The sequence below is a fragment of the Erythrobacter sp. BLCC-B19 genome (genome assembly GCF_028621955.1).
Classification (GTDB): Bacteria; Pseudomonadota; Alphaproteobacteria; order Sphingomonadales; family Sphingomonadaceae; genus Erythrobacter.
Genome location: NZ_CP117516.1, coordinates 2,889,093 through 2,908,438 on the forward strand (window position 1 = coordinate 2,889,093; position 19,346 = coordinate 2,908,438).

At 65.9% G+C, this 19,346-nt stretch carries 20 protein-coding genes; 6 read left to right on the top strand and 14 right to left on the bottom strand.

Features of this window, described 5'->3' with window-relative positions; genetic code table 11:
- The first annotated feature begins 62 nt into the window (after positions 1–62).
- From carA to PS060_RS13570, 5 genes are all read left to right on the top strand, one after another.
- Positions 63–1,244, top strand: coding sequence for a glutamine-hydrolyzing carbamoyl-phosphate synthase small subunit (gene carA / locus PS060_RS13550; protein WP_273983868.1), 1,182 nt, complete (start codon positions 63–65; stop codon positions 1,242–1,244).
- An 11-nt stretch (positions 1,245–1,255) separates the two neighbouring features.
- Positions 1,256–1,501 carry a hypothetical protein gene (locus PS060_RS13555; RefSeq protein ID WP_273983869.1) on the top strand — a complete coding sequence of 82 codons (246 nt, stop codon included), beginning with the start codon at positions 1,256–1,258 and terminating at the stop codon, positions 1,499–1,501.
- Positions 1,501–4,827, top strand: a complete 3,327-nt coding sequence (carB, locus tag PS060_RS13560) for a carbamoyl-phosphate synthase large subunit (RefSeq protein ID WP_273983871.1) — start codon at positions 1,501–1,503, stop codon at positions 4,825–4,827. The genes PS060_RS13555 and carB overlap by 1 nt, the downstream gene beginning before the upstream one ends.
- 116 nt (positions 4,828–4,943) lie before the next feature.
- Complete coding sequence (gene greA / locus PS060_RS13565) at positions 4,944–5,420, top strand: transcription elongation factor GreA (protein WP_273983873.1); 477 nt, start codon at positions 4,944–4,946, stop codon at positions 5,418–5,420.
- Positions 5,421–5,441: 21 nt separating this feature from the next.
- The gene (locus PS060_RS13570) at positions 5,442–5,729 is read left to right on the top strand and encodes a hypothetical protein (RefSeq protein WP_273983875.1); all 288 of its coding nucleotides are present in this window, start codon (positions 5,442–5,444) and stop codon (positions 5,727–5,729) included.
- An 80-nt stretch (positions 5,730–5,809) separates the two neighbouring features.
- On the opposite strand, the gene PS060_RS13575 is transcribed toward PS060_RS13570, so the two are convergent.
- The 6 genes from PS060_RS13575 to PS060_RS13600 form a co-directional block, all read right to left on the bottom strand.
- Positions 5,810–6,292: a GNAT family N-acetyltransferase gene (locus PS060_RS13575; protein ID WP_273983877.1), complete on the bottom strand. Its 483-nt coding sequence runs from the start codon at positions 6,290–6,292 to the stop codon at positions 5,810–5,812.
- Between the two features lie 9 nt (positions 6,293–6,301).
- Positions 6,302–6,532 (bottom strand): DUF4170 domain-containing protein, encoded by a 231-nt coding sequence (locus tag PS060_RS13580; RefSeq protein ID WP_273983879.1) that lies wholly within the window; start codon positions 6,530–6,532, stop codon positions 6,302–6,304.
- Positions 6,533–6,604: 72 nt separating this feature from the next.
- The gene (locus PS060_RS13585; protein ID WP_273983880.1) at positions 6,605–7,174 is read right to left on the bottom strand and encodes a hypothetical protein; all 570 of its coding nucleotides are present in this window, start codon (positions 7,172–7,174) and stop codon (positions 6,605–6,607) included.
- Positions 7,171–7,545, bottom strand: coding sequence for a hypothetical protein (locus tag PS060_RS13590; protein ID WP_273983882.1), 375 nt, complete (start codon positions 7,543–7,545; stop codon positions 7,171–7,173). Before PS060_RS13590 ends, PS060_RS13585 begins: the two co-directional genes overlap by 4 nt.
- On the bottom strand, positions 7,542–7,976 hold the full coding sequence (locus PS060_RS13595; protein ID WP_273983883.1) for a phage holin family protein: 435 nt from the start codon (positions 7,974–7,976) through the stop codon (positions 7,542–7,544). The genes PS060_RS13590 and PS060_RS13595 overlap by 4 nt, the downstream gene beginning before the upstream one ends.
- A gap of 21 nt (positions 7,977–7,997) precedes the next feature.
- Complete coding sequence (locus PS060_RS13600; protein ID WP_273983885.1) at positions 7,998–8,639, bottom strand: hypothetical protein; 642 nt, start codon at positions 8,637–8,639, stop codon at positions 7,998–8,000.
- 159 nt (positions 8,640–8,798) lie between these two features.
- Here PS060_RS13600 and eno point away from each other — a divergent pair, with 159 nt between their 5' ends.
- Positions 8,799–10,085, top strand: a complete 1,287-nt coding sequence (gene eno, locus PS060_RS13605; RefSeq protein ID WP_273983887.1) for a phosphopyruvate hydratase — start codon at positions 8,799–8,801, stop codon at positions 10,083–10,085.
- On the opposite strand, the gene PS060_RS13610 is transcribed toward eno, so the two are convergent.
- From PS060_RS13610 to PS060_RS13645, 8 genes are all read right to left on the bottom strand, one after another.
- On the bottom strand, positions 10,082–10,627 hold the full coding sequence (locus PS060_RS13610) for a MarR family winged helix-turn-helix transcriptional regulator (protein ID WP_273983888.1): 546 nt from the start codon (positions 10,625–10,627) through the stop codon (positions 10,082–10,084). The genes eno and PS060_RS13610 overlap by 4 nt on opposite strands.
- A 106-nt stretch (positions 10,628–10,733) precedes the next feature.
- Positions 10,734–10,901 (bottom strand): hypothetical protein, encoded by a 168-nt coding sequence (locus tag PS060_RS13615; protein ID WP_273983889.1) that lies wholly within the window; start codon positions 10,899–10,901, stop codon positions 10,734–10,736.
- Positions 10,902–11,070: 169 nt separating this feature from the next.
- On the bottom strand, positions 11,071–11,490 hold the full coding sequence (ribH, locus tag PS060_RS13620; protein ID WP_273983890.1) for a 6,7-dimethyl-8-ribityllumazine synthase: 420 nt from the start codon (positions 11,488–11,490) through the stop codon (positions 11,071–11,073).
- 6 nt (positions 11,491–11,496) lie between these two features.
- Positions 11,497–12,744: a 3,4-dihydroxy-2-butanone-4-phosphate synthase gene (ribB, locus tag PS060_RS13625; protein ID WP_273983891.1), complete on the bottom strand. Its 1,248-nt coding sequence runs from the start codon at positions 12,742–12,744 to the stop codon at positions 11,497–11,499.
- A gap of 96 nt (positions 12,745–12,840) precedes the next feature.
- Positions 12,841–14,832, bottom strand: a complete 1,992-nt coding sequence (locus PS060_RS13630) for a S41 family peptidase (RefSeq protein ID WP_273983894.1) — start codon at positions 14,830–14,832, stop codon at positions 12,841–12,843.
- 69 nt (positions 14,833–14,901) lie between these two features.
- Complete coding sequence (locus PS060_RS13635) at positions 14,902–16,023, bottom strand: helix-turn-helix domain-containing protein (RefSeq protein WP_273983895.1); 1,122 nt, start codon at positions 16,021–16,023, stop codon at positions 14,902–14,904.
- A 141-nt stretch (positions 16,024–16,164) separates the two neighbouring features.
- Complete coding sequence (locus tag PS060_RS13640; protein ID WP_273983897.1) at positions 16,165–17,079, bottom strand: alpha/beta hydrolase; 915 nt, start codon at positions 17,077–17,079, stop codon at positions 16,165–16,167.
- A gap of 5 nt (positions 17,080–17,084) precedes the next feature.
- Positions 17,085–19,262 (bottom strand): TonB-dependent receptor, encoded by a 2,178-nt coding sequence (locus tag PS060_RS13645; protein ID WP_273983898.1) that lies wholly within the window; start codon positions 19,260–19,262, stop codon positions 17,085–17,087.
- Between the last annotated feature and the right edge of the window lie 84 nt (positions 19,263–19,346).

A 19,346-nucleotide genomic window follows, 5' to 3' on the forward strand; every position in this document is an offset into this window, starting at 1 on the left:
CGAGGAGCCTAGCGGGCAAAACTTAGCACCATCGCTGGAAACCTGTGTCAACGGAGCGCCCCATGGCCGACCCCGCATCTTCTCGCGCGCAACCCTCAGGCGCGACCGGCGTTCTGGTTCTGGCCGATGGCACCGTGCTGTGGGGCCGCGGCTTCGGCGCGATCGGCAGCGCGGTGGGCGAGGTGTGCTTCAACACCGCGATGACCGGCTATCAGGAGGTGATGACCGATCCCTCCTACGCGGCGCAGATCGTCACCTTCACCTTCCCGCATATCGGCAATGTCGGCGCCAATGGCGAGGATATCGAGAGCCGCGTTGAAGGCGCGGTGGGGTGCGTGGTGCGCGAGGATGTGACCGAGCCGAGCAATTTCCGCTCGATCGAGCGTTTCACCGAGTGGATGGCGAAGAACGGGAAGATCGGCCTTTCCGGCATCGACACCCGCGCCTTGACCCGCCGCATCCGCCAGAGCGGCGCGCCCAACGCGGTGATCGCCCATGCGCCGGATGGCAAGTTCGACATCCCCGCGCTGCTCGAGCGCGCGCAGGGCTGGCCGGGGCTGGAGGGCATGGACCTCGCCATCCGCGTCACCCGCGAGGGCGAGGAAGGCTGGCAAGGCGGTTCCTGGACGCTCGGCAAGGGCTACGGCCGCGCGGCTTTCGACGCGAAGCCCCACGTGGTCGCGATCGATTACGGCGCCAAGGACAATATCTTCCGCAATCTGGTGCGCGCGGGTGCGCGGGTGACGGTGGTGCCGGCCAAGACCTCGTTCGACGAGGTGATGGCACTGGCTCCCGACGGCGTATTCCTGAGCAACGGCCCGGGCGACCCGGCGGCGACCGGCGAATATGCCGTGCCGGTGATCCGCGCGCTGCTCGAGGCCGATGTGCCGCTGTTCGGCATCTGCCTCGGCCACCAGATGCTCGCGCTCGCCGCGGGGGCAAAGACGATCAAGATGCACCAGGGCCACCGCGGCGCGAACCACCCCGTCCAGCGCGTGGGCGAGGGTTGGGGAGAGACCACCGGCCTCGTCGAGATCACCTCGATGAACCACGGTTTTGCGGTGGACGCGGCGACCCTGCCCGAGAACGTCGAGCAGACCCATGTGTCGCTGTTCGACGGGACGAATTGCGGGATCGCGATCAAGGGCAAGCGGGCCTTTGCGGTGCAGTATCACCCCGAGGCAAGCCCGGGGCCGCAGGATAGCTTCTACCTGTTCGAGAAGTTCGTGGGGGGGCTGGGGTGAGGGCTGCCGGAGTGCTTCTGACACTGGGAGTCCTCGCATCGTGCAATGAACGGGAATGCACCAATCCGGGTGTGTGCTGGGCCAACCGCGAAGACATGGTCGCCGCTGCAAAGCGCTGCGGCATCGAGGATTTCGAGCCCAAGAAGATTGCGAACACTTTGGTGCCTTACGTCGAGGGCGAAAACCCCGACGCCGGACGCAAGACCAAATGCATTATTGATGACCTCAAGGGTCAAGGATTGATGGTGACACGCTAATGCCCAAAAGAACCGACATCTCCTCGATCCTCGTCATTGGCGCCGGGCCCATCATCATCGGCCAGGCCTGCGAGTTCGATTACTCCGGCACGCAGGCGATCAAGGCGCTCAAGGAGGAGGGCTACCGCGTCATCCTCGTCAACTCGAACCCCGCGACGATCATGACCGACCCGGAGTTCGCCGACGCCACCTATATCGAGCCGATCACGCCCGAGATCGTCGCCAAGATCATCGCCAAGGAGCGGCCCGATGCGCTGCTCCCCACGATGGGCGGGCAGACCGCATTGAACTGCGCGCTCAAGCTCGACGAGATGGGCGTGCTCGCCGAATATGGCGTCGAGATGATCGGGGCGAAGGCCGACGCCATCGACAAGGCCGAGAACCGCCAGCGCTTCCGCGAGGCGATGGATGCGATCGGGCTGGAGAGCGCGCGGTCGGGCGTGGCCAACACGCTCGAACAGGCGCGCGCGGTGCTCGAACGCACCGGGCTTCCCTCGATCATCCGCCCGAGCTTCACCCTTGGCGGCACCGGCGGGGGGATTGCCTATAACAAGGCCGAATTCGACCAGATCGTGCGCGAGGGGCTCGATGCCTCGCCGACCACCGAAGTCCTGATCGAGGAATCGCTCCTCGGGTGGAAGGAGTTCGAGATGGAGGTGGTGCGCGACCGCAAGGATAACGCGATCATCATCTGCTCGATCGAGAACGTCGATCCGATGGGGGTGCACACCGGGGACTCGATCACCGTCGCCCCGGCGCTGACGCTGACCGACAAGGAATACCAGATCATGCGCAGCGCGAGCATCGCGGTGCTGCGGGAAATCGGCGTGGAGACAGGCGGGTCGAACGTCCAGTTCGCGGTCAATCCCAAGGACGGCCGCCTGATCGTGATCGAGATGAACCCGCGCGTCAGCCGCTCCTCGGCGCTGGCGTCCAAGGCGACGGGCTTCCCCATCGCCCGCGTCGCGGCCAAGCTGGCGGTCGGCTATACCCTCGACGAGCTGACGAACGAGATCACCGGCGCGACGCCCGCTAGCTTTGAACCCACCATCGATTACGTCGTCACCAAGATCCCGCGCTTTGCCTTCGAAAAGTTCAAGGGCGCGGCGACCGACCTCTCAACCGCCATGAAGAGCGTCGGCGAAGTCATGGCAATCGGGCGCAATTTCCAGGAGTCGGTGCAGAAGGCACTGCGCGGCCTCGAAACCGGGCTCGACGGGTTCAACCGCGTGCCCGAGCTGGAAGGCCAGCCCCGCGATGTCATCACCGCCGCGCTCTCGCGCCGCACGCCTGACCGGCTGCTCAAGGTCGGCCAAGCCTTCCGCGAGGGGATGAGCGTCGAGGAGATCGCCGCGGTCACCTTCTACGACCCGTGGTTCCTGCGCCAGATCGAGGCGATCATCGCGGCTGAAAAGCAGGTGCAGACCGATGGCCTGCCGCGCGATGCTGCGGGCCTGCGCCGCCTCAAGGCGATGGGCTTTTCCGACAAGCGCCTGGCCACGCTCGCGGTGCGTTCCGTTGGTGTCGCTGGCGGGCTGGGCGAGACGCAGGCCAAGCGCTCGGGGCTGCTGCATGATGCGCTGGTCGCGATGGCAGGGGCGACCAGTTCGGCCGAAGTGCGCGCGCTGCGCCACAAGCTTGGCGTGTTTCCGGTGTTCAAGCGCATCGACAGCTGCGCGGCCGAGTTCGAGGCGATCACGCCCTATATGTACTCGACCTATGAGGCGCCGACTTTCGGCGATCCCGAGTGCGAAGCCGCGCCCAGCGACCGCAAGAAGATCGTCATTCTCGGCGGCGGCCCCAACCGGATCGGGCAGGGGATCGAGTTCGACTATTGCTGCGTCCACGCCTGTTTCGCTCTGGCCGAGCAGGGCTTCGAGACGATCATGGTCAACTGCAACCCGGAAACCGTCTCGACCGATTACGACACCTCAGACCGCCTCTATTTCGAGCCGCTGACCGCTGAAGACGTGCTGGAGATCCTGCGGGTCGAACAGCAGAACGGCGAACTGGTGGGCGTGATCGTCCAGTTCGGCGGGCAGACCCCGCTGAAGCTGGCGCAGGCGCTGGAGGATGCGGGGATTCCGATCCTCGGCACCTCGCCCGATGCGATCGACTTGGCCGAGGACCGCGAGCGCTTTGCCAAGCTGGTGAGCAAGCTGAAGCTGAAGCAGCCCGAAAACGGCATCGCCCGCAGCCGTGACGAGGCCGCAGCGGTCGCCGCGCGGATCGGCTATCCGGTGCTGCTGCGCCCCTCCTACGTCCTCGGCGGCCGGGCGATGGAGATCGTCGACAGCGAGGCCCAGCTCGACAGCTACATCGCCACGGCGGTGAATGTCAGCGGGGATTCGCCGGTGCTGATCGACCAGTATCTGCGCGATGCGATCGAATGCGATGTCGATGCGCTGTGCGATGGCACCGAGGTGCGGATCGCGGGCGTGATGCAGCACATCGAGGAGGCGGGCGTCCACTCGGGCGACAGTGCCTGCACTCTGCCGCCCTACAGCCTGCCCCCCGAAATCATCGCCGAGATGGAGCGCCAGGCCGAGGCGCTGGCCTTTGCGCTGGGCGTCAAGGGCTTGATGAACATCCAGTTCGCGGTGAAGGACGGGGTGGTCTACCTCATCGAGGTCAACCCGCGCGCCAGCCGCACCGTGCCTTTCGTCGCCAAGGCGATCGGGCAGCCGGTGGCCAAGATCGCCGCGCGGGTCATGGCGGGCGAGCCGCTGGCCAACTTCGAGCCGTTCAAGCGCGACCTGCCCTATATGGCGGTCAAGGAAGCGGTGTTTCCCTTCGCGCGCTTCCCCGGCGCCGACCCGGTGCTCAGCCCCGAAATGAAGTCCACCGGCGAGGTCATGGGGATCGACACCAGTTTCGAAGCCGCCTTCCTCAAGTCGCAGCTCGGCGCAGGCATGGTGCCTCCGCAATCGGGCACGGTGTTCGTCAGCGTCAAGAACACCGACAAGGCGGTGATCGTCCCCGGCGTCAAGCGCTTGATCGAGCACGGGTTCCGCGTCATCGCGACGGGCGGCACGCAGAGCTATCTTGCCGAACAGGGGCTCAGCGTCGAGCGGGTCAACAAGGTGGCGGAAGGCCAGCCGCATATTGTCGACAAGATCATCGACGGCGATATTGCGCTCATTTTCAACACCACCGAAGGCTGGCAGTCGCTGCTCGACAGCAAATCCATCCGTCAGGCGGCGCTTGCGGGCAAGGTGCCCTACTACACCACCGCCCCCGGATCGGTGGCGGCGGCGGCGGCGATTTCGGCGATCCGGCCCGATCAGCTTGAAGTCCGGTCGTTGCAGGACTATTATAGCTCCTGACTGACACTTCCCCCACAGTTTGAAAGTCACTGACGCCGTAGGGATCGAACGGCGCGGAGGGCTTTCTTTCCCGGTTTGGGAAGTGACGGGGGCAACGGACAGAAAGATAACGGAAGATGGCGACGATGGAAAAGGTGCCGATGCTGGCTGAGGGTTACGAGCGGCTCACCGCTGACCTCAAGATCCTGCGTGATGAGCGCCCGAAAATCGTCGAAGCGATCGAGGAAGCGCGCGCCCACGGCGATCTTTCGGAAAATGCCGAGTATCACGCAGCCAAGGAACGCCAGGGCCAGGTCGAGGCGCAGATCGCCGAGATCGAGGACAAGGTCAGCCGTGCGCAGATCATCGATCCGACCACGCTGTCGGGCGACAAGATCATCTTCGGCGCGACCGTGACCCTGCTCGACGAGAACGACAAGCCGGTGCGTTACCAGATCGTCGGCCAGACCGAGGCGGACGCGAACAAGGGCCGTATCAGCTATTCCTCGCCGCTGGCGCGCGCGCTGATCGGCAAGCAGGTGGGCGACGAGATCGAGGTCACGGTGCCTTCGGGCGAAAAGTTCTACCTCGTCGAGAAGATCGAATTCATCTGATCCGCCGGAGGTCGCGCGAACATGGCCATTCCGCCCGTCAGACCGATTTCCGAACGCAAGGTCGCTGCCCATTTTCTTGAAGCAGGCGCGGTCAGCATGGCCGATGCCATCCCCTTTGCTCCGGCGCGTCCGAGCCGGGTGCGGGCGTTCGAGCGATTGAAGGGCGCGGATGTGCTGCGCACCGATGGGCAGGGCAAGTGGTGGCTTGATGAGGCGCGCTGGAATGGTCGCCGCTCGGACCGCCGCACGCGGGTCGTGTTTGCGATGCTGGCGGTTGGGGTCGCAGCGGCCGTCGCCGCACTGCGCTAAGCGGGTCTTTGCGCGATCTTGACGGGTTTTGCGCCGGTTGTTGCGCGGGGCATCGCTGTTTCACGTGAAACAGTGGCGGCTTAGGCGATGCGCTTTTCCATCGCATAATTGTGGATCGCGACCTCGCGCCCGTCAAACGGGATGGTGAAATCGCGGCGGTGGAGCAGGCGGTAGCCGGCACGCTCGAACACCGGCCGGGCCAGCTCGCTCGCCTCGGTGAACAGGCGGGTGAGATCGCGTGCGCGTGCTGCCAGCTCCGCCTCGGCCAGCAGCCGGCGCGCAAGGCCTTTGCCGGTGTGGTCGGGGTGGCAGAAGAGCATATCGAGATGCCCGTCCGGCTCGAGCGCGCAATAGGCGACCGGGGTGTCATCCGCATCGACCGCGACCCGGATCACATCGCCCCGCGCGGCCCCGGTCAGCAGCTTCTCTGGCGCGTAGCGAGCCGACCACGCCGCAACCTGATCGGCCGAATAGGCCGCCAGCGCGGTCTGCCGGATCGCCGCGAGCGTCAGCGCGGCGATCGCGGGTTCATCACCCTCGCCAAAGCGCCGCGTGACTATCATGGCCCTCGATCAATCTTCGGGCGTGAGCAGCTTGTGGATATGGACGACGACGTATTTCATCTCCGCATCGTCGACCGTGCGCTGCGCCTGCGCGCGCCAGGCATCGACCGCGGCTTCATAGGAGCTGAAGACGCCGACGACGTGAATGCTCTCGGGATCCTGGAACTCGATCCCGCGCGGATCCTTAACGCGGCCTCCCATCACAAGGTGGAGCCGCTGGGTAGGGGTGGTTTCTGCCATGTCACAAGTCCTTGGGGAGGAAGGATGCGCGCCCCTCTAGCGCCTGCTGCGCCAAGGGCAAGCCCCGAGCCGTTACCCCTTGGACTTGCGCGCCAGATCGCGCACCGCATCGACGGCAGCCGCGCTCGCCTTGCGGGCGAGGGCGCGGGTGCTGTCGGCAGCGCTGCCTGCGGCGTCAGCGGCATCGGCGGAAAGCTTCTTCGCCTGCGCCCCGGCGCTCGATCCGAGGTCGCCAGCGCGCTCCTGTGCGGTGCGGGCACCCTCGACCACTTCGTCGATCAGCGTGAGAGCATAGGCCACGGCCGCCTCGCTCAGCAGCGTTCCGAGCTTCGATCCGCCGCGCGCGGCAAGGCCTTTGACGCTCGACGAGGTGCGCGAGGCCGTGCCCGAAATGGCATCGCCCGCGCTGTGCAGCGCCTTGCCCGCGACCCGGCGACCGGGGCGGGTGAGCAGGCCGATCACCAGCCCCGCCGCAATCGCGCCGCCGACCACCGTCAGCGGGTTGGCGCGGGTGTAGTCGATTGCGGCATCGGCGGCGGCGCGGGCCTGATCGGCAAGGCTCCGCTCGGCATTGCGGCGCTCAGCCGCCTCGATACGGGCGCGCAGGGCATCGCGCGGGGGAACGGGGGTGAGGTCAGTCATGCAGGGTCTCCCTCCGGCGCCGCAGCTGGGGGATCGGCGCCGTCATCAGTGTCATCGTCGTCGGTTTCGGTCAGCAGCTCTTCAAGCCACGCAAAGATCGCCCCGCGCGCAAAGAACAGCACGATCGCACCCACCAACAGTGCGACCAGACCCTTGCGCTCGCCTGCCTGTTCGCGCAGCTCGGCCATGAGATCGCGCACCCCGGCGCTGAGGCGGGAGGTGACCGTGGTCTTGACCCCCGATGACACGCGGCTTGCAATGCCCTGCTGCGAGAGGCTGTCGCGCAGGTTCTCGATGTCTTCGACGAGCACGGCGCGCGCGGCATCGCGCAGGGCCCGGTCTTCGATGAAGCGATCGGGCAGGCGGGTCATGTCTCGTCCCCCGGGGCAAACAATGCGCCAAGCAGCCTGCCATCGCCCAGCGCCATCCGCACCAGCAGCGCGACGCCGAGCAACATGACACCCACGACAATGGCAATCGCGCCCCAGATCGTCACCAGTGGGGCAAGGGCGATCACCGCGCCGACGGCGAGCGCGATCAAAGCGATGTGGAGGAGCACCACCGCCAGCACCAGCGCTGCAATCGCCCGCGCCCCGTGCTTGCCTGCCAGCGCGGCACGGGTCTTCTGGAAGGCAATCTCGGCCTGGGCATAGGTACGGGCATCCTCCGCCAGCGCTGCAACATCGTCGCGCAGCGCAGTGAAGGCGTTGGTGTCCTCGGCCTCGGCGGGCGGAGCGGGCGGCTCGGCGGGCGCTGGAGCGCTGCCGGACGGCCCTGCGAGGCCCGGATCGGGATTGTCCATCAGCTGCAGCGCCCGGTCAGCTCAGCGCTTCTTCCCGCCCAGCATCCGCGCGAGGAAGAAACCGAACACCGCTGCGATCCCGACCGCCATGCCCGGGCTCTTGCGCACGGCGGCGCGGGCATCCTCGCCCAGTTCCTCGACGCTCTTGGATTCAAGCTTGGCCGAGGTTTCCTGCAGCGTGCGTGCGGCCTTGCGGGCATAATCGCCATATTGCTCGCCCAGCTTCTCGTCGATCTGCGGGGCGGTATCGCCCACCACCTTGCCCAGCGAAGCAATGGCATCGGACGCAACCTGCTTGCCATCGGCGGCCAACTCGCCTGCCTTGCCAAGTGCCTGTTCGCCATAGGACTTGGCCTCGGCGACCAGATCGGTGCCCTTGGCGCTGGCCTGACCGCCGACCGCCGAAAGCCGGTTTTCGGCCTCGGCGCGCAGCGCGGCGGCACCCGCCTTGGCCTCTTCAAGAGCGGCGTTGAAGCGGCTCTTGGCGACAGCCGCAGGAGCAGGCGCCGGGTCAGCCGCCTTGGCGGTGGCTGCGGTCTTGCGCGGAGCGGCCTTGGTCGGGCCGCTCGTCTTCGCGGTCGCACCCTTCGCTGATTTTGCGGGGGTCTTCTTGGCCGGAGCCTTGGGGGCCGAGGTTGCGTCGGTCTTGGGGGTATCTGCCATGTCTAAACCCTCATCATTCATGTGTTCGTATTCACCGGACGCAAGCCCGCTTGCGCGCCAATCGTCCAGAGCATAGGGCCACGCCAAGTGCGGCGCAGCCAGAATCGTGCCGTCGAACGTGTCCTTTCCTACTACAACGCAATCCAGCCGGAGCCAAACATGACCGCGATCATCGACATTCACGGCCGCGAAATTCTCGACAGCCGCGGCAATCCGACCGTCGAGGTGGATGTGCTGCTTGAAGATGGGAGCTTCGGACGCGCAGCGGTACCCTCCGGTGCGTCGACCGGTGCTCACGAAGCGGTGGAATTGCGCGATGGCGATGCGGGGCGCTATCTCGGCAAGGGTGTTCTCAAGGCTGTCGAAGCGGTCAACACCGAAATCCGCGACCTGCTCACCGATGCGTTCGATGGTGAAGACCAGCGCGACATCGACCTTGCGCTGATCGCATTGGACGGCACCGCCAACAAGTCGCGCCTTGGTGCCAATGCGCTGCTCGGCACGTCGCTGGCGGTGGCCAAGGCGGCGGCCAACGCGCGCGGGCTGCCGCTCTATTCCTACCTCGGCGGGGTTTCGGCGCATATGCTGCCGGTGCCGATGATGAACATCATCAACGGCGGCGAGCACGCCGACAACCCGATCGACATTCAGGAATTCATGATCATGCCGGTGGGTGCCGACAGCATTGCCGAGGCGGTGCGTTGGGGTGCCGAGGTGTTCCACACTCTGAAGAAGGGGCTCCACCAGAAGGGTCTGGCCACCAGTGTCGGCGACGAGGGTGGTTTCGCGCCCGATCTCGCCAGCACCCGCGCCGCGCTCGATTTCATCATGGAGAGCATCACCAAGGCCGGGTTCACACCGGGCGAGGACATCGTCCTTGCGCTCGATTGTGCGGCGACCGAGTTCTTCAAGGGCGGCAAGTATGAAATCAGCGGCGAAGGCCTCAGTCTGACCCCGCACGAAATGGCCGACTACCTCGGCAAGCTCTGCGCCGATTACCCGATCCGTTCGATCGAGGACGGCATGAGCGAGGACGATTTCGAAGGCTGGGCCGCGCTGACCGGTCTGCTGGGCGACAAGGTTCAGCTGGTGGGCGACGACCTGTTCGTGACCAACCCTGCGCGCCTGTCCGATGGCATCACCCGCGGCCTTGCCAACTCGCTGCTGGTCAAGGTCAACCAGATCGGCACGCTGACCGAGACGCTCGCCGCAGTCGATATGGCCCACCGCGCGCGTTACACCTGCGTGATGAGCCACCGTTCGGGCGAGACCGAGGACGCGACCATCGCAGACCTCGCGGTTGCGACGAATTGCGGGCAGATCAAGACGGGCTCGCTTGCCCGCAGCGACCGGCTCGCCAAGTACAACCAGCTGATCCGGATCGAGGAAGAGCTGGGCGACAGTGCCGCCTTTGCGGGCCGCGCCTGCTTTGGCGCGCGAGCCTAATCGAAGGCTTCGAAGAAGCGATCCATCGCCGCCTTCCCCGCCGGCGTCAGCCTGACGAGGACTCGGCGGTTATCTTCTGCGTCGTTTTCGCGGACGATCAGCCCTTCATCGGCGAGCACGCCAAGCCACCGCAGGCCAGTGGTGGCGGGAGCGGCGGAGCCGATGCAGGCGCTTGATACGGACACCTGCTTGCCTTCGCCTTGCGCGATATACAGGTCGAGCAGGATATCCCATGCCGGTTCCCCGAACAGATCGGGATTGCCGAAAATCGCCGCTCGCTTGCGCCGCATCGCATAGGCTTTGCGCGCCAGCGCGAGGTGGCTGCGGGTGCGGATCTGGCGGGGGATATCGCCTTCGTCAGTGCCGGTGCCCTCGGCCGCCTCGCGCAGCCGGGCGGCGATCGCGATCAGCGTATCGGCCAGTGGATTCAGTGCCATGTACTGCGATACCGACGTGCTTCCCTCAATCGGATGCGCGGCATCAGCCGTAGAGTCGCCCATCCCTGTGCCTCCGGGAACATTCAGGACCATTTCGGGGTCCATTATTGACCGGATTGATATAGGGGATAGTGCCTGAGGTTGCTTTACGGGTTAACACCTAGGCACTTATTTTTATTGGTTTAATATGCGTCGATGGCCCCGCGACTGCCTAGTGCAGACGTGCCTGTTCAAGACGGAGATGCTGGATCGCCGCATCGACATGGGCGGCGGCCACGAAGGATTTCATCGCATCGAGGGCAGCGAGCTGGATTTCGAGTGCAGCTATGATGGTTTGAACGCCGGAGGTACTCGGCGCACCAGTCGCATGGTTTTCCAATTCTCGATCCCGTTTGCTTTGTCGGTCTTCTGCAAACCTTCAAACCCGTGCGACCAGCGGAGGTTTGCAGACACGACAGCTTATCGCGTTAACGCCTTATGGAAATCTACAGAGGGAAACTACGTAGTCGGCGGGGCGCACCAGAACGGCACGACCCGGCCGACAATCCTCAACCAAACCGGTTTTGAAGCTCCAGCAGCGCCAGCGCCGCCTTGGCTGCCTCGCCGCCCTTGTCCTTCTGGGCCGGGTCGGCGCGGACCAGCGCCTGCGCTTCGTTCTCGACCGTGAGGATGCCGTTGCCGATGGCGATGCCATCCATGGTGAGCGCCATGATCGCGCGCGCGCTTTCGCCTGCGACGATCTCGAAGTGATAGGTCTCGCCGCGGATCACCACGCCGATCGCGACGAAGGCGTCATAGCGGTCGGCCTCGGCAGCGAGCGCAATCGCGCCGGGGATCTCGAGCGCGCCGGGAACAGTCAGCACCTCGACCTTGTGGCCCTTGGCTTCGAGCGCGGCGCGGGCACCGGCGATCAGCATATCGTTGAGGTGGGCGTAAAAGCGCGCTTCGACGATGAGGATGTCGGCCATGATGGGTTACTCCGGAATGGGATGGAAATCAGTGATGGTCAGGCCATAGCCTTCAAGCGCGACCAGATCGGGGCGGCTGTTGGACAGGAGCACCATCTCGGTTACGCCAAGGTCAGCGAGGATTTGCGAGCCGATGCCGATGTTGCGCTGCTCTTCGCCGGCCGCCCAGGTTCCGGTGCCGACGCGCCCTGTCAGGATGACGATGACGCCAGAGCCATGATCGCCGACGGCCTGCATCGCGCGCTGGAGCGTGCGTTTGCGCGGGCCCGGTGCGCCCAGCACGTCATCGAACACCGAAATCGGGTGAACGCGGGCGAGGGTGGGCTCGCCGGGGATGACATGGCCCTTCTGCAACACATAGGCCTCGGAGCCCGCCACGCGGTCGCGATAGGTGATCATGCGCCACTGGCCGCCATAATCGGAAGTGAAGGCGCTCTCGCCAAGACGCTCGACCAGATGGTCGTTGCGCATCCGATAGGCAATCAGGTCACGGATCGTGCCGATCTTGAGATCGTGCTTGCGCGCAAAGGTGATCAGATCGTCGAGCCGGGCCATCGTCCCGTCCTCGTTCATGATCTCGCAGATCACGCCCGACGGGTTCAGCCCGGCAAGCCGCGAGATATCCACCGCGGCTTCGGTATGCCCGGCGCGCACCAGCGTGCCGCCATCGCGCGCCATCAGCGGGAAGACGTGGCCCGGGGTGACGAGGTCGTCCGCGCCCTTGGCGGCGTCGATCGCGACCGAGATGGTGCGGGCGCGGTCAGCCGCCGAGATGCCGGTGGTCACGCCTTCCTTCGCCTCGATCGAGATGGTGAAGGCGGTCTGCATCGATTCCTTGTTGTTGCGGCTCATCGGCGAGAGGCCGAGATGGTCGACCCGCTCCTTGGTCAGCGCGAGGCAGATCAGGCCGCGCCCGTGGGTGGCCATGAAGTTGATCGCCTGCGGGGTCGCCATCTGCGCGGGGATGATGAGATCGCCTTCGTTCTCGCGGTCTTCGTCATCGACGAGAATATACATCCGGCCGTTGCGCGCCTCGTCGATAATCTCCTCGATCGTTGCGAGCACCGGCCGGTCGGCGTTCGCGTCAAGGAAGGCTTCGAGCTTGGCGAGGGTTTCGGCAGTGGGGTTCCAGCTCTCCTCGCCGCAATCGCGCAGGGTGTTGGCATGGAGGCCCGCCGCGCGGGCGAGGCCGGCGCGGGTCATGGTGCCCGATGTGACGAGATCGCGAACGCGTGTGATTGTTGATGTGCTCATGCCAGCGCAATATCACATTTTGATGTGAAGGCAAACCGGCTTGTTCCTCATCAATATGGCAGGCGCGGATGCCCTGCGCAGCCGCAACCGATCCGGTCATGCCCCCTCCTTCCGGCGCAGGTCGTAGCTGTTCCGCATGAGGAACGGCGCCCCGGCAGCCCGTGTCAGCGTGGTAATCCGCAGCCTCCCACTATCCCGCGTCACAATCTTGCGTGCGAGCAACACCTGCCCATTTTCGGTCATGGTGCCATCAAGCACGATCGTGAGCGCGCTGCCGTCTGCCGCGCTTCGTGCTTCCGCGAGGTTCCATTGTCCGGACGGCTTCGCACCGCTGGTGATGCTGACAGTCTTGCCTGCTGCATCGATCAGCCAGGTCTCGGCCGAGCGAACCGTCTTGCCGGGGCCATCGTCGAATGTCCACGCGAGCGCCTGTCCGTCGCTCTGCATCACGGTCGGCAAGGTCTGACGCGCATCATTGCCATAGTCGCGATAGTCGAGCGTCCCGCTCCAGTCGCCAGCCAAAGCCTGGGCGAGCAGCGCGCCAGCTTCGGCGCTTGTCGGCATCTGACCGCGCGCGACGGCCAGAGTGCGATCGCGGCCCGCCTCAAGATCCGCAAGCGTCGGCACCACCAATTGATCGACCGGCACCCCCTTGCCGGGCACGAAGCTGGCGATGTTGGTACGGTTCCAGGCTTCGGGGATGCGCACCTTGATCCCGCTTTCGGGGAGCTTCAGCAGGAAAATACTGCCCGATGTCGGCCCTTCTGCGCTGCCCGCACTGTCCTCGCCGATGATGACGGCACCCGCCTTCTCCTTGAGCTGCGCGATGGTGCGAGTGGCGCCCGATCCGTTGCGCGGCCCGCTGAGAATGGTGAGCCGCCCGCGAAAGGCGAGGTCACGGATGGGCTGTTGCTCGAAGGTGCTGTCGCCATCGCTGACGGCTTCTCCGCTCAGCACCGGGATGCGGTCATACCAGCCGTCGGCACTCCGGGTGAATGCATCGAGCGGCGGATTGAAGCGCGCCTCGCGGTCCCCCCATGTCTCGAAATAGTCGGGCAGATCGCCATAGCGCACCGCCTTGTAGCGGATCGGCTTTGACCAGGTGAAGGGCCGGTCGATCAGATAGCGCCCGAGCGCCACCGAGACATCCTCCGATCCCCCGCCATTATTGCGCAGATCAAGGATCAGGTGGTCTGTCCCCGCCTCTTTCATCGAGGCGAAGAACCCGCTCAGGAAGGCGCTCGCCTGCACCGGATTGCGGTAATTGACGAAGGTGTCGATGCCGAGCCGGGCGGTCTTGCCGCTCATCCGCCAGGTGATCGCATTGTAGAATTCGCTGCGATACTTCGCCCCTGGCCCGGCCAGCGCGGTCCATTGGGCGAAGCGGATCGGCTTGAGTGTGGCGGTGGCGGACGTCAGTGCTCCAGGCACCTTCCATTCGATCTGCCAGCTTTCGGGAAAACCGAAGAGCGCCGGGTAGTTCTCGTTGAAGTCGTCGCCCATCAGATCGCTGTCATCGGCAAGCTTGGCGGCGATCGCCTGATCGGTGGTGCCATCATAGGCAACCAGCGGGGCAAGCTGCAGCAGCAGCGCCGGCACGGGCTTGCCATTGATGGCAAGAATCTCGCTCCCCGCGGGCGGTGCGCCCGGTTGGCCATCGCTGGAGACGACGATCATCCGTCCCTCGATCAGCTGAAAGCGTAGCGGCAGGTGGGTGGCATTGCGGGTGCGGAAGTCATCGAGCGCCTCCGACATTTCGGCCTTGGTGTGGTCGCAGTGGATGACGGCGAGCAGCCGGGCGATCTCGGCATGAAGCGCGAGTTCCGTGATCGGAGCCGCCGCTGCCGCTTCCAGCCGGGCGAAAGCGGCATCGATCACCGGCTTGTCGCTGTAGCGATAGAGCCCCGGGTGCACGGTTTCGAGCGCGCGGCGCAGCAAGGCCACATCGCGGCTCGCCTGCTCGGCGCTCAGGATGCGCGGGCTGTAGCGCGCTTGATCGGTGGTCTGCGCTGCAAGCGGCGCGGCGATGGGGGCGGTCAGGGACAGTGGCAGGGCCAGCATGGCGGCGGCATAGGCAAGGTGCTTCATCGGGAGGGCTCCATCTTTCAGGGATGCCGCCGCAATTGCCCGCACAGGCTCCAGCCCGCGCCTCAATCCTCAAACGGGAAGAGATTTTTGCGATTTGGAACGCCACGCGCTCGGGTTCATTCCGGCAAATTCCCGGAAAGCGCGGTTGAAACTCGCCTTGGAATTGAACCCGGCATCAAGCGCAAGTGTCAGCAAATCGCGCTCCTCGCCCGGCACGGCCAGCAGCGCCTGGATGGCCGCAACCCGGCGGCGATTGATGATAGCGTTGAAGTTCTCGCCCGACGCTGCTCCCAGCGCGCGCGACAGGTAGGTTGTGTTGGTTCCCAGCGTCCGGGCGAGACTGGCAAGCGTCAGCGCCGGATCGCGCCACAATTGCTCCGCGTCGATCCGCGCGATCCACGCCTCACCCTGCGCGGCCCAATCGCGCAGCGGCGCAGATGCAGGCGGCGTGGGCTCGGGCTCGGGCGGTGCGAGCGCCTGCGGAAACCGTGTCTCGGCATGGCGCCAGCCAGCGATGCCGAGATACAGAACCAGCAGGCTGTAGCCGACATAGAGCGGGAACTGGTCGAAATAGTCGCGCGCCGGATCGATCCGCTTCGCGATCAGGAACCCCGCCCAGATTGCCCCGGTCGTCACCAGCGCGACGAGAAAATTGCGGATCCACACCGGATCGAAATCAACGCTGTCGGTGCGGTTTTCGTCCAGCCATTGGCGATAGGTACGATAGCGCCGGTATGCGATCGCGCCGTAGACCGCGATGCTGACCAGCGCGGCAAAGTCGAAGGCGGGATCGATGAAAGGTTCGTGGACGGCATCGTTCCAGCGGTCCTTCACCGGCAGGGGAAAGGGGAAGACCAGCGCATAGGCGAGAAATTGCACGGTCACCGGCAAGAAGTGTGGCCAGACCCGTGCCGGGGACGCTTCGACCAGCGAGACGGTGTAGAGGTAAAGCAACGGCCCGAATGCAAGCGTCAGGGATACGGGCGCGAAGCTCAGCCACGGCCACCTATCGTAGAAACCGGCATAGCCGATGATATAGGGCGTCATCAGAGCGACAACGGCTGCGATCAGTAGCGCCAGCCAGCGATTGGCCGCGCGGTTGGTCTTGGTGCGCGCCAGCAGCACGGCCAGCAAGACCCCCTGCATCGCGCAGATCAGCAGCGTGATGCTCATGGGGCCGAATGCGATCATGCGGTCGTATATGGCGCATTTGCCGATCTGTTGAAACACGCCCGGCAAGCGAGCGCCAATCAGGCGGCTGCGTGAGGCAGGTTCCCGGCATCAGCCTTGGCTTGCGCAAAGCTCGGCGCCGTGCCCCAGTGCGTCCTTATCCTATGCTCGCGATTGACCGCGCAGGAAGGCGGCGGCTTCGCGGAGCGCGAGGTCGGCCTCGGGCAGCTTGCCCATGAAGATCGGCCAGACGTGCGGCAGATCGGGCCACAGCGACAGGCGCACCGTCGCGCCTTGCCCCCAGGCTCTCTGCGCAAAGACCAGCGCTTGCCCGCGCAAGGTTTCGGCCGTGCTGGCCAGAATCAGCGTCGGCGGCAGTTGGGCGAGGGCGGAATCCTCTGCCCGAAGCGGGCTGATTGCGGGGTCGGACAGGTTGTGATCGGGGGCATAGAGCGTGGCCACCAACGCCATCCCATCGCCCTCCACGGCCGGATCGTCCGCCGGGCGGCTGAAACCTGCCTCCAGCGGCTCAAGGGCGAGGAAGGGGCTGAACAGCACCAGCCGATCCGGGCGCGGGACGTCGGCCATCGGGGCAAGGCCAAGGGCGAGCGCCGCCGCGAGATTGCCGCCTGCCGAATCCCCGGCCAGCGCAAGCGCTCCGCACGCGCCTGGCCCGTCCGGGCCGTGCTGGGCCGCATGGGCCAGCGCCTGCGCGCAATCGATCAAACCGGCAGGGAAGGGATGTTCGGGCGCGAGGCGGTAGTCGGGCACCAGCACGGGAAACCCGCTGAGATGGGCGAGTTCGGCGGCGAGCGTGCGGTGACTGTTCAGCGAACCCGCCACCCATCCGCCGCCATGGCAATAGACGATCCGCCCATCGCCGGGCGCAGGCGGAACCAGCCACTCGGCCGCAAGGTCGCCAATCCGGGTCGGAACCATGCGGCAGGTGGCCATGCCTTCTCCGGCGCAACCCATCGCGTAACCCTCAACCATGCTGCGCATTGCGGCGATGGGGTCGACGCCCGCATCCGGTTGCTGACGCAGGTGCGCGAAAATCTCTGCCAGTTCGGGGCGCATGGCGATCAGAACCGCCGCTCGATGCCGATGCCGAAATGGCGCGGCGGCTCAAGCGAGGCAACCCGCACCGATCCGAGCAGCGGCGAGACCACCGCGAGGCTGGACAGCACCCGCCGGTCGGTCAGGTTGCGGGCGAAGACATTGACCGCCCAGCCGCCGTCCGGGCTGGTCCACACCGCGCCCAGATCGAACCGCGCAAAGCCGCCCTGCCGCGCATCGGCGGTGTTGAATTCGGTGAAGAAGTATTCCGAGCGCCACTGCATCGCCCCGTTGAAATCGAGCTGGCTCCCGCCCGCCAGATCGGCGCGATACCGGGCCGAGACCGTGCCCTGCCAGCGCGAGGTGAGGGGGAGGCGGTTGCCCGACACATCAAAGGGCTGGAACCCGCGCCGCTGGTCGGTGGAGATGAAGCTGCCGAATTCGGCATCCATCCAGCTGCCCGACAGGCCCAGCGTCAGGCCGGGCGCAGGCTTGACGCTCGCCTCAAGCTCGATTCCCTTAATCTGCGCCGAGGCGGCATTGGCGAGGATCTGGCTGAGCGGCCCGACCTGCACGATCTGAAGATCGTCATAATCGGAACTGTATCCGGTGAGGTTGAACGTCCATCCCGGCCCGGAAAGCCGTGCGCCGGCCTCGATGGTGACGTTGATCTCCGGGTCGACCGCCGGGGTAAAGGCGCCGACATTGAGCGCGCCTGATTTGAACCCGCGTGCGACCGAGGCATAGAGCAGCACGTCATCGGACGGCGTGAAATCGACCCCCGCCTTGCCCGACCACTCGCCCCAGCCATCGCGCTGCTGGCCGGTGATGGTGGGCGCAAGAAAGGTCAGGAACTCGCGCGCCCGCTTGTCATCGTCGCTATACCGCCCGCCGAGCCGCAGTGCGACCGTGTCGGACAGTGCCAGCTTGCCGTCGGCATAGGCGGCGAGCGCCTCGGTGGTGACGGTGCCGCCGCCTGCAAAGGCGAAGGGGAAGGGCTGGGTGACGGGCAATGCCGGGTTGAGGAAGGCGGCCGGCAAGACCCCATCGACCAGCGTCGCGCGGGACTGGCGGAAGCGCAGCCAGGTCGCCCCGGCCAGCCAGTCGAGCCCGCCACTGGTGCCCTGCACATAGGCCTCAAGGCTCGATTGGGTGCTGTCGGTGTCGAGCGTGGTGGTGCTGACGCTGCGCTCGGTGCCGTCCTGATCATAGGTGATCAACCTGTCCGACCCGCGCGTGTCGGCGATGACCACCAATTCGGCCCCACCGACCGGCTGTTCGAGCCGTCCGGTCACCGACCACACCTCGCGCCGGTTCTCCGCGCCCTGGCTCTTGAAGCTGCGCGGATCGGCGGAAGGGCGCACGCCGAACAGCAGCTCGGCCGGGTGCGGGAAGGGATCGGCGAGGATCTTGAGCGCTGGGCCTGAATCGTTCTGGGTATAGCCGGTGGCGGTCAGCAGCAGGCGGCCTGCGCCAACCGGGACGGCGAGTTGCAAGCGGCCTGCGAGGCTGTCCTCACCATCGCCCCGTTCGCGTGCGCCGGCGGTATCGGCCAGTTCGTTGCGGGTGAAGCCGCCGAGCCGCCGATACTGAACGCTCGCCCTTGCAGTGACCCCGCCGCCGAGCGGGCCGGAGAGCACCGCTTCGCCCTGAACCCGCCCGAAATCGCCCAATTGCACGCCGACGCGGCCCTCGAAGCTGTCGGTCGGCGCGGCCGAGACGAGGTTCACGGCGCCGCCCGTCGCATTGCGCCCATAGAGCGCGCCCTGCGGCCCGCGCAGCACCTCGATCCGCTCCAGATCGAGAAACGCCACCGCGGTCGCTTCCTGATCGGACAGATACACCCCGTCGGCATAGGTCGCCACGCCCGGATCGCCGCCGGGCGAGAAGAAGTTGTTGCCAACCCCGCGGATGAAGATCTGCGCGATACCGAAGCTCTGTGCAAAGCTGAGGCTTGGCACCTTCTGGGCGAGTTCCGTAAGGCCTTGATTGCCGCCCTGCCGCAACGCCTCGCCATCCAGCACCGAGAGCGCAAGCGGCGTGTCCTGCACGCTGGTGCTGCGCCGCTCAGCGGTGACGATGATTTCGTCCGGCTCGGCCTGCGCGGCACTGTCGGCTCCCTCGCTGGCATCCTGAGCCGCGGCACCTGACGCTGCGACCAGCGCCAGCACCGACGCCGCACTCCCGAAGATTGTTCTGCGCATTGCACGCCTCCCCTCTGCTGTGTTTTGCAGCAAGACTAGGGTGCCGATGCAGAGCGCGGGAAGGACAGCAGCGCGCGACCAAAG

Excerpts from the sequence above, each read along its gene's own strand:
- carB (WP_273983871.1), top strand. The coding sequence starts at position 1,501 with ATGCCCAAAAGAACCGACATCTCCTCGATCCTCGTCATTGGCGCCGGG.
- PS060_RS13645 (WP_273983898.1), bottom strand. The coding sequence starts at position 19,262 with ATGCGCAGAACAATCTTCGGGAGTGCGGCGTCGGTGCTGGCGCTGGTC.
- PS060_RS13630 (WP_273983894.1), bottom strand. The coding sequence starts at position 14,832 with ATGAAGCACCTTGCCTATGCCGCCGCCATGCTGGCCCTGCCACTGTCC.
- PS060_RS13590 (WP_273983882.1), bottom strand. The coding sequence starts at position 7,545 with ATGACCCGCCTGCCCGATCGCTTCATCGAAGACCGGGCCCTGCGCGAT.
- PS060_RS13610 (WP_273983888.1), bottom strand. The coding sequence starts at position 10,627 with ATGGACCCCGAAATGGTCCTGAATGTTCCCGGAGGCACAGGGATGGGC.
- carA (WP_273983868.1), top strand. The coding sequence starts at position 63 with ATGGCCGACCCCGCATCTTCTCGCGCGCAACCCTCAGGCGCGACCGGC.
- PS060_RS13585 (WP_273983880.1), bottom strand. The coding sequence starts at position 7,174 with ATGACTGACCTCACCCCCGTTCCCCCGCGCGATGCCCTGCGCGCCCGT.
- PS060_RS13600 (WP_273983885.1), bottom strand. The coding sequence starts at position 8,639 with ATGGCAGATACCCCCAAGACCGACGCAACCTCGGCCCCCAAGGCTCCG.
- eno (WP_273983887.1), top strand. The coding sequence starts at position 8,799 with ATGACCGCGATCATCGACATTCACGGCCGCGAAATTCTCGACAGCCGC.
- PS060_RS13570 (WP_273983875.1), top strand. The coding sequence starts at position 5,442 with ATGGCCATTCCGCCCGTCAGACCGATTTCCGAACGCAAGGTCGCTGCC.
- PS060_RS13640 (WP_273983897.1), bottom strand. The coding sequence starts at position 17,079 with ATGCGCCCCGAACTGGCAGAGATTTTCGCGCACCTGCGTCAGCAACCG.
- PS060_RS13575 (WP_273983877.1), bottom strand. The coding sequence starts at position 6,292 with ATGATAGTCACGCGGCGCTTTGGCGAGGGTGATGAACCCGCGATCGCC.
- PS060_RS13580 (WP_273983879.1), bottom strand. The coding sequence starts at position 6,532 with ATGGCAGAAACCACCCCTACCCAGCGGCTCCACCTTGTGATGGGAGGC.
- ribH (WP_273983890.1), bottom strand. The coding sequence starts at position 11,490 with ATGGCCGACATCCTCATCGTCGAAGCGCGCTTTTACGCCCACCTCAAC.
- PS060_RS13635 (WP_273983895.1), bottom strand. The coding sequence starts at position 16,023 with ATGATCGCATTCGGCCCCATGAGCATCACGCTGCTGATCTGCGCGATG.
- PS060_RS13595 (WP_273983883.1), bottom strand. The coding sequence starts at position 7,976 with ATGGACAATCCCGATCCGGGCCTCGCAGGGCCGTCCGGCAGCGCTCCA.
- greA (WP_273983873.1), top strand. The coding sequence starts at position 4,944 with ATGGCGACGATGGAAAAGGTGCCGATGCTGGCTGAGGGTTACGAGCGG.
- ribB (WP_273983891.1), bottom strand. The coding sequence starts at position 12,744 with ATGAGCACATCAACAATCACACGCGTTCGCGATCTCGTCACATCGGGC.